General features: G+C 53.5%; 14 protein-coding genes. 8 read left to right on the forward strand and 6 right to left on the reverse strand.

Annotated features, from left to right (window positions below; genetic code table 11):
* Positions 1-55: 55 nt before the first annotated feature.
* A complete protein-coding gene (locus DK507_RS11140) occupies positions 56-2,188 on the reverse strand; it encodes a TonB-dependent receptor (protein ID WP_109356472.1) in 2,133 nt (710 codons plus the stop codon).
* 138 nt (positions 2,189-2,326) lie between these two features.
* On the opposite strand from DK507_RS11140, the gene DK507_RS11145 reads away from it, so the two are divergent.
* From DK507_RS11145 to DK507_RS11175, 7 genes are all read left to right on the forward strand, one after another.
* Entirely contained in the window at positions 2,327-2,788 is a 462-nt protein-coding gene (locus DK507_RS11145) for a VOC family protein (RefSeq protein WP_109356473.1), read from the forward strand.
* Between the two features lie 53 nt (positions 2,789-2,841).
* A complete protein-coding gene (gene purT, locus DK507_RS11150; protein WP_109356474.1) occupies positions 2,842-4,026 on the forward strand; it encodes a formate-dependent phosphoribosylglycinamide formyltransferase in 1,185 nt (394 codons plus the stop codon).
* A 94-nt stretch (positions 4,027-4,120) separates the two neighbouring features.
* Entirely contained in the window at positions 4,121-4,822 is a 702-nt protein-coding gene (locus DK507_RS11155) for a glutathione S-transferase family protein (RefSeq protein WP_109356475.1), read from the forward strand.
* Positions 4,823-4,997: 175 nt separating this feature from the next.
* Positions 4,998-7,241: a M3 family metallopeptidase gene (locus tag DK507_RS11160; protein WP_254054351.1), complete on the forward strand. Its 2,244-nt coding sequence runs from the start codon at positions 4,998-5,000 to the stop codon at positions 7,239-7,241.
* Between the two features lie 148 nt (positions 7,242-7,389).
* Positions 7,390-8,298, forward strand: a complete 909-nt coding sequence (locus DK507_RS11165; RefSeq protein WP_109356476.1) for a haloalkane dehalogenase — start codon at positions 7,390-7,392, stop codon at positions 8,296-8,298.
* Between the two features lie 58 nt (positions 8,299-8,356).
* Complete coding sequence (locus tag DK507_RS11170; RefSeq protein ID WP_109356477.1) at positions 8,357-9,040, forward strand: LytTR family DNA-binding domain-containing protein; 684 nt, start codon at positions 8,357-8,359, stop codon at positions 9,038-9,040.
* A 103-nt stretch (positions 9,041-9,143) separates the two neighbouring features.
* Positions 9,144-10,253 carry a S9 family peptidase gene (locus tag DK507_RS11175; RefSeq protein WP_109356478.1) on the forward strand — a complete coding sequence of 370 codons (1,110 nt, stop codon included), beginning with the start codon at positions 9,144-9,146 and terminating at the stop codon, positions 10,251-10,253.
* A 13-nt stretch (positions 10,254-10,266) separates the two neighbouring features.
* On the opposite strand, the gene DK507_RS18090 is transcribed toward DK507_RS11175, so the two are convergent.
* The 3 genes from DK507_RS18090 to DK507_RS11190 form a co-directional block, all read right to left on the reverse strand.
* Entirely contained in the window at positions 10,267-10,548 is a 282-nt protein-coding gene (locus tag DK507_RS18090) for a hypothetical protein (protein ID WP_254054352.1), read from the reverse strand.
* Positions 10,549-10,807: 259 nt separating this feature from the next.
* Positions 10,808-11,701 (reverse strand): S1/P1 nuclease, encoded by an 894-nt coding sequence (locus DK507_RS11185; RefSeq protein ID WP_254054353.1) that lies wholly within the window; start codon positions 11,699-11,701, stop codon positions 10,808-10,810.
* A 14-nt stretch (positions 11,702-11,715) separates the two neighbouring features.
* Positions 11,716-12,438: a hypothetical protein gene (locus tag DK507_RS11190; RefSeq protein WP_254054354.1), complete on the reverse strand. Its 723-nt coding sequence runs from the start codon at positions 12,436-12,438 to the stop codon at positions 11,716-11,718.
* Positions 12,439-12,631: 193 nt separating this feature from the next.
* Here DK507_RS11190 and DK507_RS11195 point away from each other — a divergent pair, with 193 nt between their 5' ends.
* Positions 12,632-13,702 carry a hypothetical protein gene (locus DK507_RS11195; RefSeq protein ID WP_109356479.1) on the forward strand — a complete coding sequence of 357 codons (1,071 nt, stop codon included), beginning with the start codon at positions 12,632-12,634 and terminating at the stop codon, positions 13,700-13,702.
* 11 nt (positions 13,703-13,713) lie between these two features.
* On the opposite strand, the gene DK507_RS11200 is transcribed toward DK507_RS11195, so the two are convergent.
* Entirely contained in the window at positions 13,714-15,300 is a 1,587-nt protein-coding gene (locus DK507_RS11200) for a GMC family oxidoreductase (RefSeq protein ID WP_109356480.1), read from the reverse strand.
* Positions 15,301-15,323: 23 nt separating this feature from the next.
* A complete protein-coding gene (locus DK507_RS11205; protein ID WP_109356481.1) occupies positions 15,324-16,265 on the reverse strand; it encodes a sterol desaturase family protein in 942 nt (313 codons plus the stop codon).
* Positions 16,266-16,289 lie beyond the last annotated feature (24 nt).

Below are 16,289 nucleotides of genomic sequence, written 5' to 3' on the forward strand. Positions count from 1 at the left end.
AAGGTAACTCCTGATCCTGCGTTTTCAGCAGAATCAGGAGTTATCCCGATTCCGGCTAAAAACTAAATTTCGCGCTGATACGAATATCACGACCTGCCAGCGGTACAAAATCTTTCGTGAACGAGGCATGACGACGCGCATTCACATCAAAGATATTGTTGGCGGATGCGAGTAACGTTACACCGCCATCTTTGCCCAAAGGCCGCCATGCAGCGGAGGCATTGACCATCGTGAAACTATCGGTTGGGGTTTCAAAGGTCGAAACGCGATTTTGGCTGTCTGACCATTCCAGTTCTGCCCGCAGATCGAGAGAATCGCTCTGGGCTCCAATTCCGCCGAGCAGCCGCAAGGGCGGGATCCGTGGAACGGGGCCGCCGCCATCCTTGATTTTCGCGCGGACATAGTCGGCAACCCCGTCGGTGACGAAAGCAAATCCGCCTGCACGGGCGACAACGAAGGATGCGGAGGCTTCAAAGCCATAATAGGTCGCATCTTCTTGAAAGAATTGGAAAACCGGCAAGCCATCTTCTTCTGCACCGGTTTCCGTTTCAAAGATATAGTCATCGAAAAAATTGGCATAAACGGTTGCGCTGAGCTGGATATCTTCGGAACTCCAGCGGGCATAAAGCTCTCCGCCCCAGCTTTTTTCGGTGGTGAAATTGGGGTTACCAATTTCAAACGCCTGCGTGGCAATGTGCGGGCCATCGGACAGCAGTTCTTCCGCCGATGGTGCACGTTCCGAGCGGGAGAGATTGACGCCCAGTCTCAGACCATTGTCATCAGGGGCATAGGCAAAGCCCAATGCGCCAGAGAAGCTGTCGAAACTGCGATCAAAATTGACAATGCTGGACTCGATATCGGTATGATCGAACCGGGCTGCTGCCTCGACCTCGAAATTGCCGAGATCAATTTCCTGCACGGTAAACAAGGCCCAGCTTTCAATACTATTTTTGGGCACGAAGGCTTCGGCGCCAATCGCGTTGAAATCGCGAACCAAAAGCTGCGTGCCGATTACACCGCGCCAGCCATTACGTTCGTTCTGCACCAGTTCCGCACGGGCTTCGATGCCTTCCACTTCAAATACGGTGCCGACTTCATCGCCTTCAAATTCGGTATGTTCATAGTCAGAATAGCCGGCGCGCAGATTCAGTGATTCAAAGAAACCATCGCCCAGATTAACCCCGGCACGGAGATCAACACGGATCTGTTCGAGGCCGATGGTCACAGGACCTTCTTCCTCTTCTTCACCGGTGGGGTCAGCTGGATCCCCGTCTTCATGGGCATGTTCCGCGCCGGGGCGGGAGGGAACGCCATAATCTGTGTCATAATAGCTGACGGAAAAGCCGATATTGCCGCCTTCTGTAATATAGGCAAGGCCGGTAGAGGCATTGATGGTTTCGCTAGCGGTGTTGAACACCGTTCCCCGCTGATCGGCGGTTTCAGCCAATTCAGCGGCTTCATCAAGATTACCCTCTTCCGTCTCCTCAGCTACTTGTTCCAGCACTTCGCTGCGCAGTTCCGGAGCCAGAACAAAGCCGGAGATGTCGAGGTCATCGGTATTGCGATAGCTGCCGTTAATATGGAAAACCAGAGAGTCGGTCAGCGGCACGTCCAGAGATCCGCCAACGCTCCAGTCATCGGCCGCGCTGCCAAAGCCGCCGACGGCATCGAGGTGAAAGGCTTCATCAGGGACATCGCGGGGGATTCGCTTGTCGATAACGTTGACCGCGCCGCCGATTGCATCACCACCAAACAGCAGTACCGCCGGCCCGCGGAGTACTTCGACACTCTGAGCGGTCAGCGGATCAATGGTCACCGCATGGTCGACCGAGGTATTGGATGCATCCAGCGTGCCGATACCATCGGTCAGCACCCGGACCCGTGGCCCTTGAAAGCCGCGCAGGACTGGCCGAGAGGAGCCGGGGGCAAAGCTGGTAGATGAAACACCGGGTAATTTGGTCAGACTGTCACCAATCTGGCCGCGCAAATCCTGCGTCAACTGATCACCGGTCAACACGGATGTCCCCGCCAATATGTCAATCCGGTCGACATAGGGCGCGGTTACAACAATGGCATCGTCATTGTGAAAATCATCACCGGTTTCCGTCTGTTGAGCAGACTGGGCGAATGCCGGGGAGGCAGGCAATAATATAATAGCGGCGGAAGTCAGAAACTTGTGATGGGACACGGATTACTCTTCTCTAATTTTGGGAACTGGTGCTGACGCAGTTAGAAGAAATGATATGATATATCAATTCTAAAAAGGCGAATTCGCAAAAGTGATGTAAATTTGTTACATTATGACTTTCTGGTGAGGAGAGGAAATATGACCCAATGGAAAGAAGACGGCTATCATAGCGTCACCGCTTACCTGACCGTCGATGATGCGGCGGCGGCAATCGATTTTTACAAGGCGGCCTTTGGCGCCGAGGAAGTGATGCGCATGCCGATGGGCGACAAGATCGGTCATGCGGATATTTTGGTCGGCGATAGCCACATCATGCTGGCCGACGAGTTCCCCGATATGGACAAGCTTGGTCCCAAGGCGAGGGGCGGCGCCACCAGCAGCCTGATGATCTACGTCGAAAATGCTGATGTCGCTTTTGACCAGGCGGTTGCGGCGGGTGCGACCGCAATCCGACCGGTAGAAGATCAGTTTTACGGTGATCGTTCCGGTTGGGTGAAAGACCCGTTCGGCCATGAATGGACCTTGTCCACGCATATTGAAGATGTCAGTCCGGAAGAAATGAACCGCCGAATGACAGAGATGATGGCCGAGGGGGCTTGAAAGCATTCAACTACCGGATGACGAATAAATATTTCTAGTTTAGGTTATCTTTCATGACCTTCACTAAAAAAATCCTGTTGCTCGGCTCGGGTGAACTGGGCCGCGAATTCGTTATCTCGGCAAAGCGCCTCGGTGCTTATGTAATCGCCTGCGATGCCTATGCCGCTGCGCCGGCGATGCAGGTTGCTGATGCGCATGAAGTATTTTCCATGCTCGACGGTGACAAGTTGCGCGCCGCGATTGCAAAGCATCAGCCTGATCTGATCGTTCCAGAGGTTGAGGCCATTCGCACGGAAATTCTCGCTGAGGTGGAGGCGGACGGTTTCAATGTTGTGCCATCTGCCCGCGCGACGCAGCTGACCATGAACCGTGATGCCATTCGGGATGTTGCTGCACAGGAACTGGGCCTGACCACCTCTCGCTATCATTATGCTGAAAGCTTTGCCGAGGTGCAGGCTGCCGCTGATGATATTGGGTTGCCGCTGGTTATCAAGCCAGTCATGTCCTCTTCCGGCAAGGGGCAGAGCAAAGTTGACAGCGCCGATGCACTGGAAGCTGCCTGGAATTACGCTGTGGACAATATGCGCGGCGACCGGGCGCGGGTGATTGTCGAGCAGTTTATCGACTTCGACTATGAAATCACCCTGCTCACCATCCGTACACGGGACGGCATCCTGTTCTGTCCGCCCATCGGTCATCGCCAGGAACGCGGCGATTATCAGGAAAGCTGGCAACCCGCAGCGATGGCGGACGATGCCCTCGCCACCGCACAAGATATGGCGCGCAAGGTCGTCGATAATCTTGCTGGAGACGGAAAGGGATGGGGCCTGTTCGGCGTGGAATTTTTTGTCACCAAAACGGGCGAAGTCATTTTCTCCGAACTCAGTCCGCGTCCCCATGATACCGGAATGGTCACTTTGATCGGCCAGAATTTGAGCGAATTCGATCTTCATGCCCGCGCCATCATGGGTCTGCCCATCCCGCACATCGCCCTGACCGCACCAGCCAGCGCCAGCGCCGTGATTTTGGCGGAACGGGATAGTGATGACTTTGCCTTTACAGGCGTCGATGATGCCCTGGCCATGAGCGGCGAGGGCGCGGAGGTGGACGTGCGGATCTTCGGGAAACCGGTTACACGGCCCTATCGGCGGATGGCCGTTGCGCTGGCAACTGGAGCAGACTGCGATGCGGCGAGGGCATTGGCGAAACAGGCGGCCGATACAGTCGAAATTAGATAGTAAGCAAATGAAAATGCCGGTTGACATTGGATGCCGTTGACCGCTGATAAGTAGCCAGAAAATCAATGGCATCAATCAACAGAAAGCATCATTCATGACCGCTGAATATATCCTTTACGGATCCCCTCTGTCCCCATTCCAACGCAAGACGGAGGCGATACTCGCGCTCAAGGGGCTCGACTATGATTGTGTGGCGATCAATATCATGGCGATGCCGGACTGGTATCTTGAGATCAGCCCGCTGGCCCGGATTCCGGCCTTGCGCGACATGTCTATTGGCACTGAGGGAACGGCTGGTACCATTGCGGACAGCTCCGCCATGTGCGGCTATCTGGAAAAGAAATGTCCGCAGCCCGCCGCTTATCCCGATGATCCTTTCCTATATGGTCGCGCTTTGTGGCTGGAGGAATATGCCGACAGTGTTCTGGCGATGAACGGCGGCGGCGGCGTGTTCCGGCCGATTATTTTTTCCGCCATGTCGGGTAAGGAACCCGATCTGGAAACCGCGCGCAAGACATGGAATGAAAAACTGCCGCCGCTATGGGACTATCTTGAAGGCCAACTTGACGGCAGACAATATTTTCTGGGTGATCGGCTCTCGATCGCGGACATTGCCATTGCGGCGCAATTGATGCAGACCGATTTGATTGCCGGACCACCCGATGCCGGTAAATGGCCTGGCTTGGTTGCGTTTCTGGAGGCGATGAATGCGCAAGATGTTTTTCAGCGCAATCTGAGCGCTTGCCAAAAAATGTTGGCGAAGATGGTCCCGGAGAAATTTGATCTGGCAGCCTAGTGGACAGTTGTCGTCGTTCATCGACGGCTAAGTGCCTTTCGTCTAAAACATGATTTCAAACGCAACCTTTTTGCCTTTGGTGCAAGGTTATTATATTGGGGTATCAAGAGTAAGAAAGCGTGGCGTATTTTGTCCTGAACGGGGCGAAATAACCCGTCTATTGGAGAGACATATTATGCGATTTTCAGTTTCCAGCCGCAAATTTTTTCTGGGCGTGTCAACCGCTGCCTTGCTTGGTTTTGGCGGAAGCCCCGCTATGGCAGCGCAAACAACAGCAGAACTTAACAGGATGAGTGCCAATGGAAATAGCGGCATGAAAAAAACCGCTGATGATGCAGCTGAAAATACAATTTTGCAGGAATGGACTGGCCCTTATGACGGTGTCCCGCCATGGGATGAAGTGAAGGTGTCAGACTTCCCTAGCGCATTCCAGGCGCTGATGGACGAGGGCAAGAAGGAGGTCGACGCCATCTTGGCCAAGCCTGAACCAGCGACATTCGACAATTTCATGGTTCCCTGGGAGCTGGCCGGTTCAAAGGCCAACGAAGTGTTCGCACTTTGGGGTGTGCATTCCAGCAATCTCTCCAATGAAGAAGTCCGCAAGGTTCAAGGCGAGTGGTTGCCGAAGATTTCGGCCTTTTACAATAAGATTCAACTCGACCCGCGTCTCTTCCAGAAGACTAAGCAAGTCTATGACAATCTTGAAACCTCCGGTCTGGACGCGCAGCAGAAGCGACTGGTCACGCGGCAGTATGAATCGCTGGTCCGCAATGGCGCGGAACTGCAAGGCGAAGACAAGAAAGAGCTGATCCGCCTCAATACCGAATTGTCCAAGGCGTTTAATGAATTTTCGAACAAGGTCCTCGCGGATGAGGAAACCTATATTTACCTGACTGATGAGGCAGAGCTGGCAGGACTTCCTGACAGCTTCATTGCTTCCATCAAGGCCGCAGCCGAAGCGCAGGAAAAGGAAGGCTGGGCGTTGAAGAACACCCGTTCGGTGATGCAGCCCTTCCTGCAAAACTCGACTAACCGTGATCTTCGAAAGAAGGTTTACATGGCCTATATTAATCGCGGCGATAATGGTGACGCCAACGACACCAATATGACAATTGCCAAGGTCCTGAAGCTACGCGCTGACCGGGCCAAGCTGCTCGGTTTTGAAAGCCATGCTCACTATCGGATGGCCGACACCATGGCGCAGAATCCGGAAACCGCGATGGACCTGATGATGAAAGTCTGGCCAGCTGCAGTCGGCCGAGTGAAGGAAGAAGTGGCGGACATGCAGGCAGTTGCCGATGCCGAGGGCGCGGGCATCACCATTGAGCCCTGGGATTACCGTTTTTACGCAGAGAAGGTTCGCAAAGCGAAATATGATCTCGATGAAGCGGAGATCAAACCTTATTTCAAGCTCGACAACATGGTCGATGCGATGTTTGAAATGGCGAACAAACTCTACGGCATGACCTTCACCGAAAATACTGGCTCGGTGCCAGTCTTCGAGCCGCAAGTGCGCACTTTCGAAGTGAAGCGCGGCGACCGGGTTATCGGGTTGTTCTATCTCGACAATTTCGCACGAGAGGGTAAACGCTCCGGCGCCTGGATGACAACCTATCGCAGCCAGTATGAACTGGGCGGCCAGAACCGCTATATTTTTGCCTCGAACAACAATAATTTCGTTCCGGGCGGTGAAGGGAAGCCGACGCTGATCAGCCTCGACGATGCGTCGACGTTGTTCCACGAGTTCGGTCATGCGCTGCACTATTTCAATTATGATATCACCTATCCGGGCTTTGGCGGCACGCCGCGCGATTTCGTGGAGTATCCCAGCCAGGTTCATGAGAACTGGTTGTTGACCCGGCATATTCTCGACAATTATGCGAAGCATGTCGAAACCGGTGAGCCGATGCCGCAGGCACTGGTCGACAAGATCGAAAAGTCGAAAACTTTCAACGAAGGCTTTGCAACGGTGGAATATCTGTCCAGTGCGATCGTCGACATGAAACTGCATAATCGTGCGGAACCGGTCACTGATCCCGACGCGTTCGAGCGGGAAACGCTGGCTGAGATTGGCATGCCGCGAGAGATTGTCATGCGTCACCGCCTGCCGCAGTTTAATCACCTGTTCTCGTCAGACGCCTATTCAGCCGGCTATTACAGCTATCTCTGGTCGGAAACCATGGACGCAGACACTTGGGCTGCGTTTGAAGAAGCGGGCAACGTCTGGGATCCTGAAGTGGCCGAGCGTTATCGCTCGATCATATTGGCGACCGGCAATGAAACAGATCGCAAAGAAGCATACCGCAAATTCCGTGGCCGCGATCCTGAAGTTAAATATATCCTCAAGAAACGCGGCTTCCCGGTCCCCGGAGAAACGGTAGAAGCAAGTAGTGGCGGTGAGACCAGCGGTAACGACTAAATCGCATAGCCTTCAGTTAAAGATTGTACCGCGCCAGTCCGAAAGGGCTGGCGCGTTTTTCTTGTCCGTCGGTGCATCGCTGCGCCCTTGACGTTGCTGCACGTGCCTGACAAGTTTCCGATCAAAACATATAAGAGGATTTCAAATCATGACAATCAACGCTGTCCGTACCCCAGACGAGCGGTTTTCCGATATTCCCGACTTTGATTATCCGGTTCATTATGCGGAGGATTTGCCGGGCTATGAAGGGTTACGTGCTGCCTGGATTGATGAAGGTGCCAAAGATGCTGATCGCACTTTCCTGTGTTTGCATGGAGAGCCGAGCTGGTCCTTTCTCTATCGCCGGATGATCCCCGTTTTTCTTGAAAGTGGTGCCAGGGTCGTTGCACCCGATTTCTTTGGTTTCGGTCGTTCTGACAAACCAACAGAGTTGGACGACTATACGTTTGATTTTCACCGGAATCATATCCTCGCGTTGGTCGAGCGGTTGGACCTCAAGAATATCACATTGGTGGTCCAGGATTGGGGTGGATTGATCGGTCTTACCCTGCCGGTCGACGATGCGTTCAAAGCGCGATTGTCGCGTCTGATTGTCATGAATACCGGGCTTGGGTTGGGCCGTACACCCGGAGATGGCTTCAACGCCTGGAAAGAATTTGCGCTAAATACGCCAGAGTTTAAAACCGGCCAAATTATCGCCAGCGGCACGCCGCATCTCACGGAACAGGAAATCGCGGCCTATGATGCTCCATTTCCCGATCCCACTTATCAGGCCGGTGCACGCAAGTTCCCGGCGCTAGTGCCGGTGTCGCCGGACATGGATGGCGTCGAGGTTAGCACTCAAGCCGCTGTTTTCTGGAAAGACGAATGGCAAGGTGCCAGCTTCATGGCGATCGGTGACGCCGACCCTGTGCTGGGCCCGCCGGCGATGTTGAAGTTGCAAAAACTGATTAACGGTTGCCCCGACCCAATGATGATTGAAGGCGGCGGCCATTTCGTGCAAGAATGGGGAGAACCGATTGCCCGGTCTGCACTGGAGGCTTTTGGCGATATCTAGTCAACTACCGGCGATCCTGATACAGATAGCGCGTTAAAAGACAAAGGACGGAGCTTTGTTGAGCGATAGTTTGGACAGGATTTTTATTCACCCCCTGACGGCCTCGCAGGTGCTGCTAATTGCGGTCGCTCTCACCTTGGCTTCGTCTGTCTATTGCGTGATCTACACAACGCTGGCTGGTCGGGGAGAACCCTTGATCGAGGGAATTATCTGGGCGGGACTGAATATTGTCCCGTGGCTGATGTGCTTTGAATTGGCAAAGCGACTGGGGTCTTGGCCCGCACAACTGGGTGTTATCGTTGCCTTCGCGGTCGGAATGTCTTCTCTGGATACGTTGATATATGACAGCACCATCATGTTCGAGCTTACCAGACGGCTGCCCGGTGCGGCAATTATCGCCGGAATGCTGGTACTGTCCTGGATATTGAAGCGCCTTGCCTCTGATCATGCGGTAGCCAAAAAACTGGTCTCCACGAACGAACTTCCTCTGCTTGTCGATCAGATCGGATGGGTTGTAGCCGCCGGCAATTATGTTGAATTGCATGGATCGGGGCCGCCCGTACTGCACCGGATGTCCATATCCGCGATGGAAGAGCTTTTATCCGCGCATGATTTTGTCCGAATCCACCGATCCGTTCTGGTGCGGCGTCAGAATATCCAGGGCTTAGCGGGCAATATTCTCACCCTGGATAATGGCCAGACTTTCAAAATCGGCAATCGGTATCGCTGGGCATTGCAGTAAGAGAGTTTCCGCGCAGAAATTTCGTCCCTTCGTCACATCGCCCTTTCTGGGCCGCGTTGGGCGCCCTTATCATTCGCCCTTATCACGAACGAGCATGAAAGGGATGATGATGCGCCGAATGTTGACAGGGTTGATCCTCGCGGTAGCTATGGCCGGAGCCAATGCAGACAGTCTGAAAGCCGAAACGCGCGTGACCGGAGACTTGCCGGTGACATCAGATCTTGCGTTGGAACAGACGGACGGGCTGGAAACCGAATATGGCGTGATCACGACAAGCGAGGGGTTGCGGCTACGCAGCGTTGTGACGCGTCCAGAAGGGGCCACTGGACCGCTACCCGCCATATTTGTGACCCAATGGGTTTCTTGCGACAGCATAGTCTTTCCGGAAGGGCGCGATACGCAATTGCGATTGCTGGCCCGGCAGTCCGGAATGGTGATGATCCGGATCGAGCGCTCCGGAACCGGCGACAGCGAAGGGCCGGGATGTGACAGGCTCGACTATGATACGGAGGTTCGCCACTATCGCGAAGCACTGGTTCAGGCCAAGCAGCATCCCTGGGTTGACCCGCAGCGCGTGGCCGTTTTGGGCAGCAGCCTGGGATCAACCACTGCACCTCTGGTTGCGCAGAATAATAATGTCGCTGGCGTGATCGTACAAGGTGGTGGCGCGGTGACATATCTGGAACGCATGATCCATTTTGAACGTCTGTATGTGGAACGATCTGGTGCTGTAAAACCGGAAGATATCCACCCTGAAATGCTTCAGCGCATTAGTTTTTTGCAGCATTATCTGATTGGTCAGAAAACACCCGATCAGGTCGCTTCAGACCATCCCGAATTGGCGGGCGTCTGGCAGAAAATCCGCGGGACTGATCCCGAAAACCATTACGGTCGTCCATTTGCATGGCATTGGCAAGCGGCGGAAAAAAACTTCCTTGCAGCTTGGTTGTCGCTGGATGCACCTGCCATGGTTGTATTTGGTGAATACGAACAGTTTGAGAGCCGCCACGGCCACCGTATGATTGTCGATATGATCAACCGAAAATCTCCCGGTGCTGCACAATGGCTGGAAATCAAACAGGCCGATCATGGGCTGGCGCTATATCCAGACACCTATTCTGCTTATGCCTACGAAAACGGTGCCACAGCCCATCAACTCTATGTTGCCCCCGTCAGCCAATGGCTGCGGCGCGTCGTAGGTTTGTCAAAATAGAGCGCGCAACCGGTTAAGCGGCCATCGCGGTCTTGCTGAAGCTTTCGGTAAAGCGTGGTTCCATCGGTTGACTGGACACAATCGCTAGCGGCAGCGCCGTTTCGCAATGCGCGCATTCGGCGCTGAACCGGCCAACATGCCAGTGCGATTTACCGCAGCCAGGGCAGCGATTGACGATGTCCAGATGGTACATCGGTTGATATCCGCGCTGTAGCACGGCTGCTTCTTGCTGACTGCTGGTTTCGGCCAATACGTCTTGAGGACGGTTGACGAATGATCTCGGGGACAAATACATCGTTCTTCCTTCTCTTGGTTGCCAAAATTGATACGCACGAGACTAAGATTTGTTACTGAATTGACGGTGAACCGTTTCTTTCCGTCGATGAAAAGATAGGGATTCACAAAAATGTAGATAGTATTTTTCCGCCATTTTTAAGTGACCAGCCGCACACCAATCCGCAACTCGTTGAATCAGAGTGGAAAAAAAAGTTAAAAAAATATTACCAAAAACCGCCAAATATTGACAAATATCCTTAAGATCGGCCAAAAACTGGTTAACGCAGCGCCTCTTCGAGCAAGCGGGCGAGTCTTAAGCCGGACCTTTTGATCTGGAGTCGGGCGATTGGAATCAGAGTGCGAATTTCATCATTGTCCACTTTGCCCCGTGTTTTCAATTTTGAGCCACAGGATGGCTGATCTTCGGCCGTCGGATAACTGTAATCACGGGATATCTGCCACGCCTGTATTGCCCAGAAATCGGTGGTCCCCAATGATTTTTCGGATTTTTCTTCTGCGCTATAGTGGCGTACCATCTCTGGCCCATCGGTGATTGCCCGTTCTGCCAGCGGCCCATCCCATAGCCAATGCAAGTTCATGCGGCCCTCTATTATCCCATAGGCGGCACTGACATCATTTCCACCGCGATCGCTGCGGTCGCCGCTGTGGAGCGGCATATGCATATCACCTACGAAATGGACGAGGAAGGTTAACGCCTCCAGCCGGATATGGGCGGGCAGGGACTTGTCTTTGAGCAGTGCAGCATTGCGATCAACCTGTGCCGATACGCAGTTGCCATTGCGGCACGCGCTTTTCAGATCGAACGGCTTGCAGATATCGACATTTTGATAATGCCATGGGCTGGTATAGCCCCAGCGCAACCGGTCACGCCGCACGCAATCCGGCCAGACACTGGCATCGCTTATATTTTTGAGGTCGCATTTCGGTGTGCCGAGCAGGGCGGCTGACTGAAACAGATCGTTCATCCTCGCTTTGGTGGTGGAGTCGATATTGGTCTCTGCAATGCCGGCAATGGTGCGATGGGCATATTCAGCCCAAGCGAGAGCGGGCGAAGGAGAGAGAAGTAGAACGATGAGGAAAAGTTGTTTCAGCATATAATTCTGGTGCGCCATTTTGATGACAGTAATATGTATTTTTGACGGTCCAGCCATCAAATGGTTCGCCGCTATTCTACATTGGCAACATTATATTTGATCGCTTCCTCTCTGGTAAGGCACCGCCGTGTGGATTGGTCGGATCCTTCTGTTTTGACGGCCTTTTGTTTATACATGATATCCTTCAGCAGCTTGCGCGACACGCCCATGCGAATAAGGAAGTCATTATCTTCGGTGGCGAGCAAGGCGCTCTCCTGTTCCACTTCGCCGATCAACTCGACAGTGGAGTCAGTGCCCATTTCAATACTGTAGTTAATCGCGTTTCTGTCACCGGTCATGGTGAACATGTGAACCATGAAACCGCCATCTGCCTCAATGATCCGGGCGCGACCGCCCATGAAGACGAAATTACATGCGCTGAAACAGCTCCATCCAGCCGGAATACGAGTGATCATCAATCCGCCCTGTTCACGGATGATTCGGCCAGCTTCATTGCCAGCGCGAGCATGGCCGCCAGGGGACCTGAGCCATATTTCAGTGATATCAGGGTTATCCGACAAGGTTTTCTTGAGCCGATCCGGCAGGCCGATATCTACAACACCTTCGGCGAGTAGTACCTTGGTATCATTTTTCTTTATGGGCGTAAGCACCATTTCCTCGTTACTCGTCCAGTTCGGTTCAGCCGGGCAGGTTGGATTGTCGGGATCCATCTTCAGTTCATTTTTTGGCGCCGTGTTTCCCGGAACGGCCAGCATTGCTGCCAGCAATATCAGAGATTTGTAATATCTGTTCATGGCCATTTTCCCCGTTCGACGGACGATAACATAGTCTAACAATGTTTTTGTCACAAGAAGTGCGATATTTCACAGACAGCGTGTGAAAGGCAGCATATTTTCCAGTTTCATTACGTTATGCAACTCACGCCAGATCATGCGAAGGTTGCGATAATTCTTGTTTGAAGCTAGCAATTTTAGAGGGGACGATCTGATGGCATTATTAAAACCGAATATATTTCATGCGCTGGTCGCTGCGTCCTTTCTGGCCGGTATTGGATCGCCTGCCTTGTCCCAGGAGGAGGCTAGCTCGCCGGCGGATAGTCCGCCGCTGTCTGCAGCCGATCGTGCTTATGTCCCCCCCGCAACGGCCGAACCGGATTTACCGGCATTACCGCCAACACCGGTGTTGACCGATGAAGGCTATCCAGATTGCCGTGAGGATTTTCAGAAAATTGCCGCGCCTTTTGACAAGGCCGAGGATACCAATCGCTGTACTGTTTTGCTCGACCAATATTATGCTGAAGTGCTGACCCCGTTCCGGCAACGGATGATCGACCATCAGAATGAAATATCAGGTATTTATACGTCCAAGGTCGCTGGCAAGATGGAATATTCTGCAAAAAGCCGGGACGATTTTTACAAAGCGATGATGCAGGAACATGCTGCATCAGACCCTGACGGCGCCAATCTCGCCGACTATCGTACTTTGGAAGCACGTTATCAGCAGGATCGTGCCTATTTGCAGGACCGGTTTTGTTTCAACACCGGTTGTGGCGGATATCCGGTGCCGGAATATGTTGCCGCAGACGAGGAATCCGAAAGCGGCACAAAAGAGGGCAAGGGAAAAAGCGCCAAAAAATCCAAAGGGCCGCAAAAATGCAAGAAGGCCAAAAAACGCGGCGGTTTGTTGGGTGGCTTGCTTGGGGGCGTTGCGGGTAACGCCGCAGGCCTTGGAAAAATCGGAACACTGATTTCCAGCGCAGCGGGCGCGGTGTTGGTCAGCGAAATTGCTTGCCAACTGACCGAAGAGGAACAGAAGGAAGCCGTTGCAGCAACAGTGGAAGTTACTGAAAAGGAAGAAGTCGGCGCCACCGCCACCTGGAAAAGCCCGACGCGGGCTGGTGTCTCGGGATCGTCAACGGTTACCGCCCTAAATACTGAGCCCAATGGCCGTAAATGCCTGAACATAACCGACGTCGCGATAATCGACGGTCAGGAAACCCGTGTCTCCAAGCAAATGTGCCGTGGGCAGGGCGAAGAAGGATATACCATACTCGCCTAGCCAATGGACAGTTAGGCCAGATCAGCCTTGATAAAGTCGGCTGCCCGCTCGCCAATCATGATGCTGGGTGCATTGGTATTGCCGCTGATAATTTCCGGCATGATCGATGCGTCGGCTATATAGAGTCCATCCAAGCCTTTGAATTTCAAGCGGCTATCAACGACCGCATTGTCGTCACTGCCCATGCGGCAAGTGCCAACAGGATGATAAACGGTATCTGCGCGGTCCCGGATGAGAGCATCAAGCGTGTCATCATTGCTCATGTCGATGGGATGGCGGTTGGTGGGTTTGAAATCGGTTAGCGGCGGCGCTTCCATGATCCGCTGCATATGCCGGACACCAGCACGCAACGTTGCAATGTCGCGATCATCGTCGAGGAAATTGGGGTCAATGGCTGGCGGCGCCTTGGGATCGGTCGAACCCAGCCGGACTGTGCCCTTGCTATGGGGGCGCAGGACACAGGCGTGGCAGCTAAAGCCATGGCCTTTGACTTTCTCGCGACCATGATCCTCCAGCATGGCGGGCACGAAATGATATTGAATATCGGGCGCCGGTACGTCGGGGCTGGAACTCCAGAAGCCACCGGCTTCGGCATAGGGAGTGGTCATGATGCCGGTGCGCTTCATCCGATGCTCGATGATCGCCTTGCCCATGCGCACAGTGCCTTGCAGGGAATCGCCGATCAATTCCTTGGATTCGGTTTTATAACCCGAAACAAAATCGATATGGTCTTTCAGGTTTGCCCCGACCTCCGGTTTGTCGGCTACGACGTCCACGCCTTTTTCGTTGAGGTGTTCCGCAGGACCAATGCCCGATAGCTGCAGGATATGCGGTGACCCAAAGGCGCCCGCCGAAAGGACGACGGCTCCCTTGGCGGAAAGAGTTTCTCGCCCGAAACCGCGTTTAATCTGGACGCCTGTTACGCGGCCATTTTCAACGATCAGCTTCTCGACCAGCGATTTGGTTTTGATATCCAGATTCTGCCTTTGACGACCCGGTTCGACATAGGCGCGCGCAGCAGACCAACGCTCGCCGCCTTTCTGGGTGACCTGATAGATGCCCATGCCTTCCTGCTCGGCACCGTTAAAATCATCGCGGATCGGCAGCTGCAAATTGCGCGCGGCTTCGACAAAGGCGACGCTACCGGGGTTCAGCCATTTCTGATCGGATACGGATAACGGGCCATCACCGCCATGATAGTCATCGCCGCCCCGCTCGTTACCTTCCGATTTCCTGAAATAGGGCAGGACATCATCATAGCTCCAGCCATCGCATCCGAGCGCAGCCCAATTGTCATAATCCCACTTATTGCCGCGTATATAGACCATCGCGTTGATTGCACTGGAACCACCGAGACCGCGACCGCGCGGTTGATAGCCGATGCGGCCATTGAGCCCCTTTTGCGGGATGGTATCAAACCGCCAGTTTGCGTTTTTCAGCAGAAACGGCATCATTCCAGGCGTTTTGACGAGGAAATTATTGTTATTGCCGCCGGCTTCAATCAGGCAGACGGACCGTTTGCCATCTTCGCTCAGCCGTCCGGCAGCCGCGCTGCCCGCCGATCCGCCGCCAATGACGATGATGTCATATTCTGCCATGTTGTTCTCTCCATTTTACATTGTCATGCTGAACTTGTTTCAGCATCTCCCTGTTCTATTGCAGGGTGACTTGTTCTTTGTTCGGTCTGCGCGGCCAACCACCGCGCTCTGATCGTCTCGCTGCTGTCGCGACTGCCATCATGGCTCCAACCAGGCGGCTTGATCATATAGAATAGCTTGTAGCGCCACGGGGCAGTCCACAGATCCTTGGCCATACCAATCCATTCGTGAAACACCGCCCATAAGATATTGTAGCTTTTGAGATTTTTGATGATGCCATATTGGATTTGCTCATCACTACGCTCTTCTTCAAACGTGCCGAACATCTTGTCCCAGATGATGAAAATACCGGCGTAGTTTTTGTCAAGATAGCGCGGATTGGTGGCATGGTGGACCCGGTGATGAGACGGGGTGTTCATCACCGCCTCAAACCAGCGCGGCATCCGGTCAATCGCTTCGGTATGGATCCAATATTGATAGAGTAGGTTAACCCCTCCAACAAAGGCGATCATTGCGGGGTGGAAGCCGATCAGGAACATTGGGAGCGAGAATATCCAGGTCAGCGCAAAGGTGCTGGTCCACGGCTGACGCAATGCGGTTGAGAGATTATAATGCTCACTGCTATGATGATTGACATGAGCCGCCCAGACCCAGCGGATGCGATGTGCACCGCGGTGGAAGACATAATAGAAGAAATCATCAACGAATATCGCGAGGATCCAAGCCCACCAGGTGAATGGGACATCGAATAATCTAAACTGATAGACCCAATATATCGCCGCCACGGCAAGCCCGCCGGTCAATATTCCAGCAACAACGCTGCCTGTTCCCAGTGTCAGTGATGTCGCCATGTCTTTGACATCATATTTGATGTCATCGCGGTACCGGCTCATGAAAAATTCGATCGCCACCGTCACGACAAAAAACGGAATCGCATAAAGGGTCGGGTCGGGAAGATTGTCCATGCGTCCTATTTACAGCGCTGTCAG

The sequence above is a fragment of the Sphingorhabdus sp. EL138 genome (assembly GCF_900258045.1).
Taxonomy (GTDB): Bacteria; Pseudomonadota; Alphaproteobacteria; order Sphingomonadales; family Sphingomonadaceae; genus Parasphingorhabdus.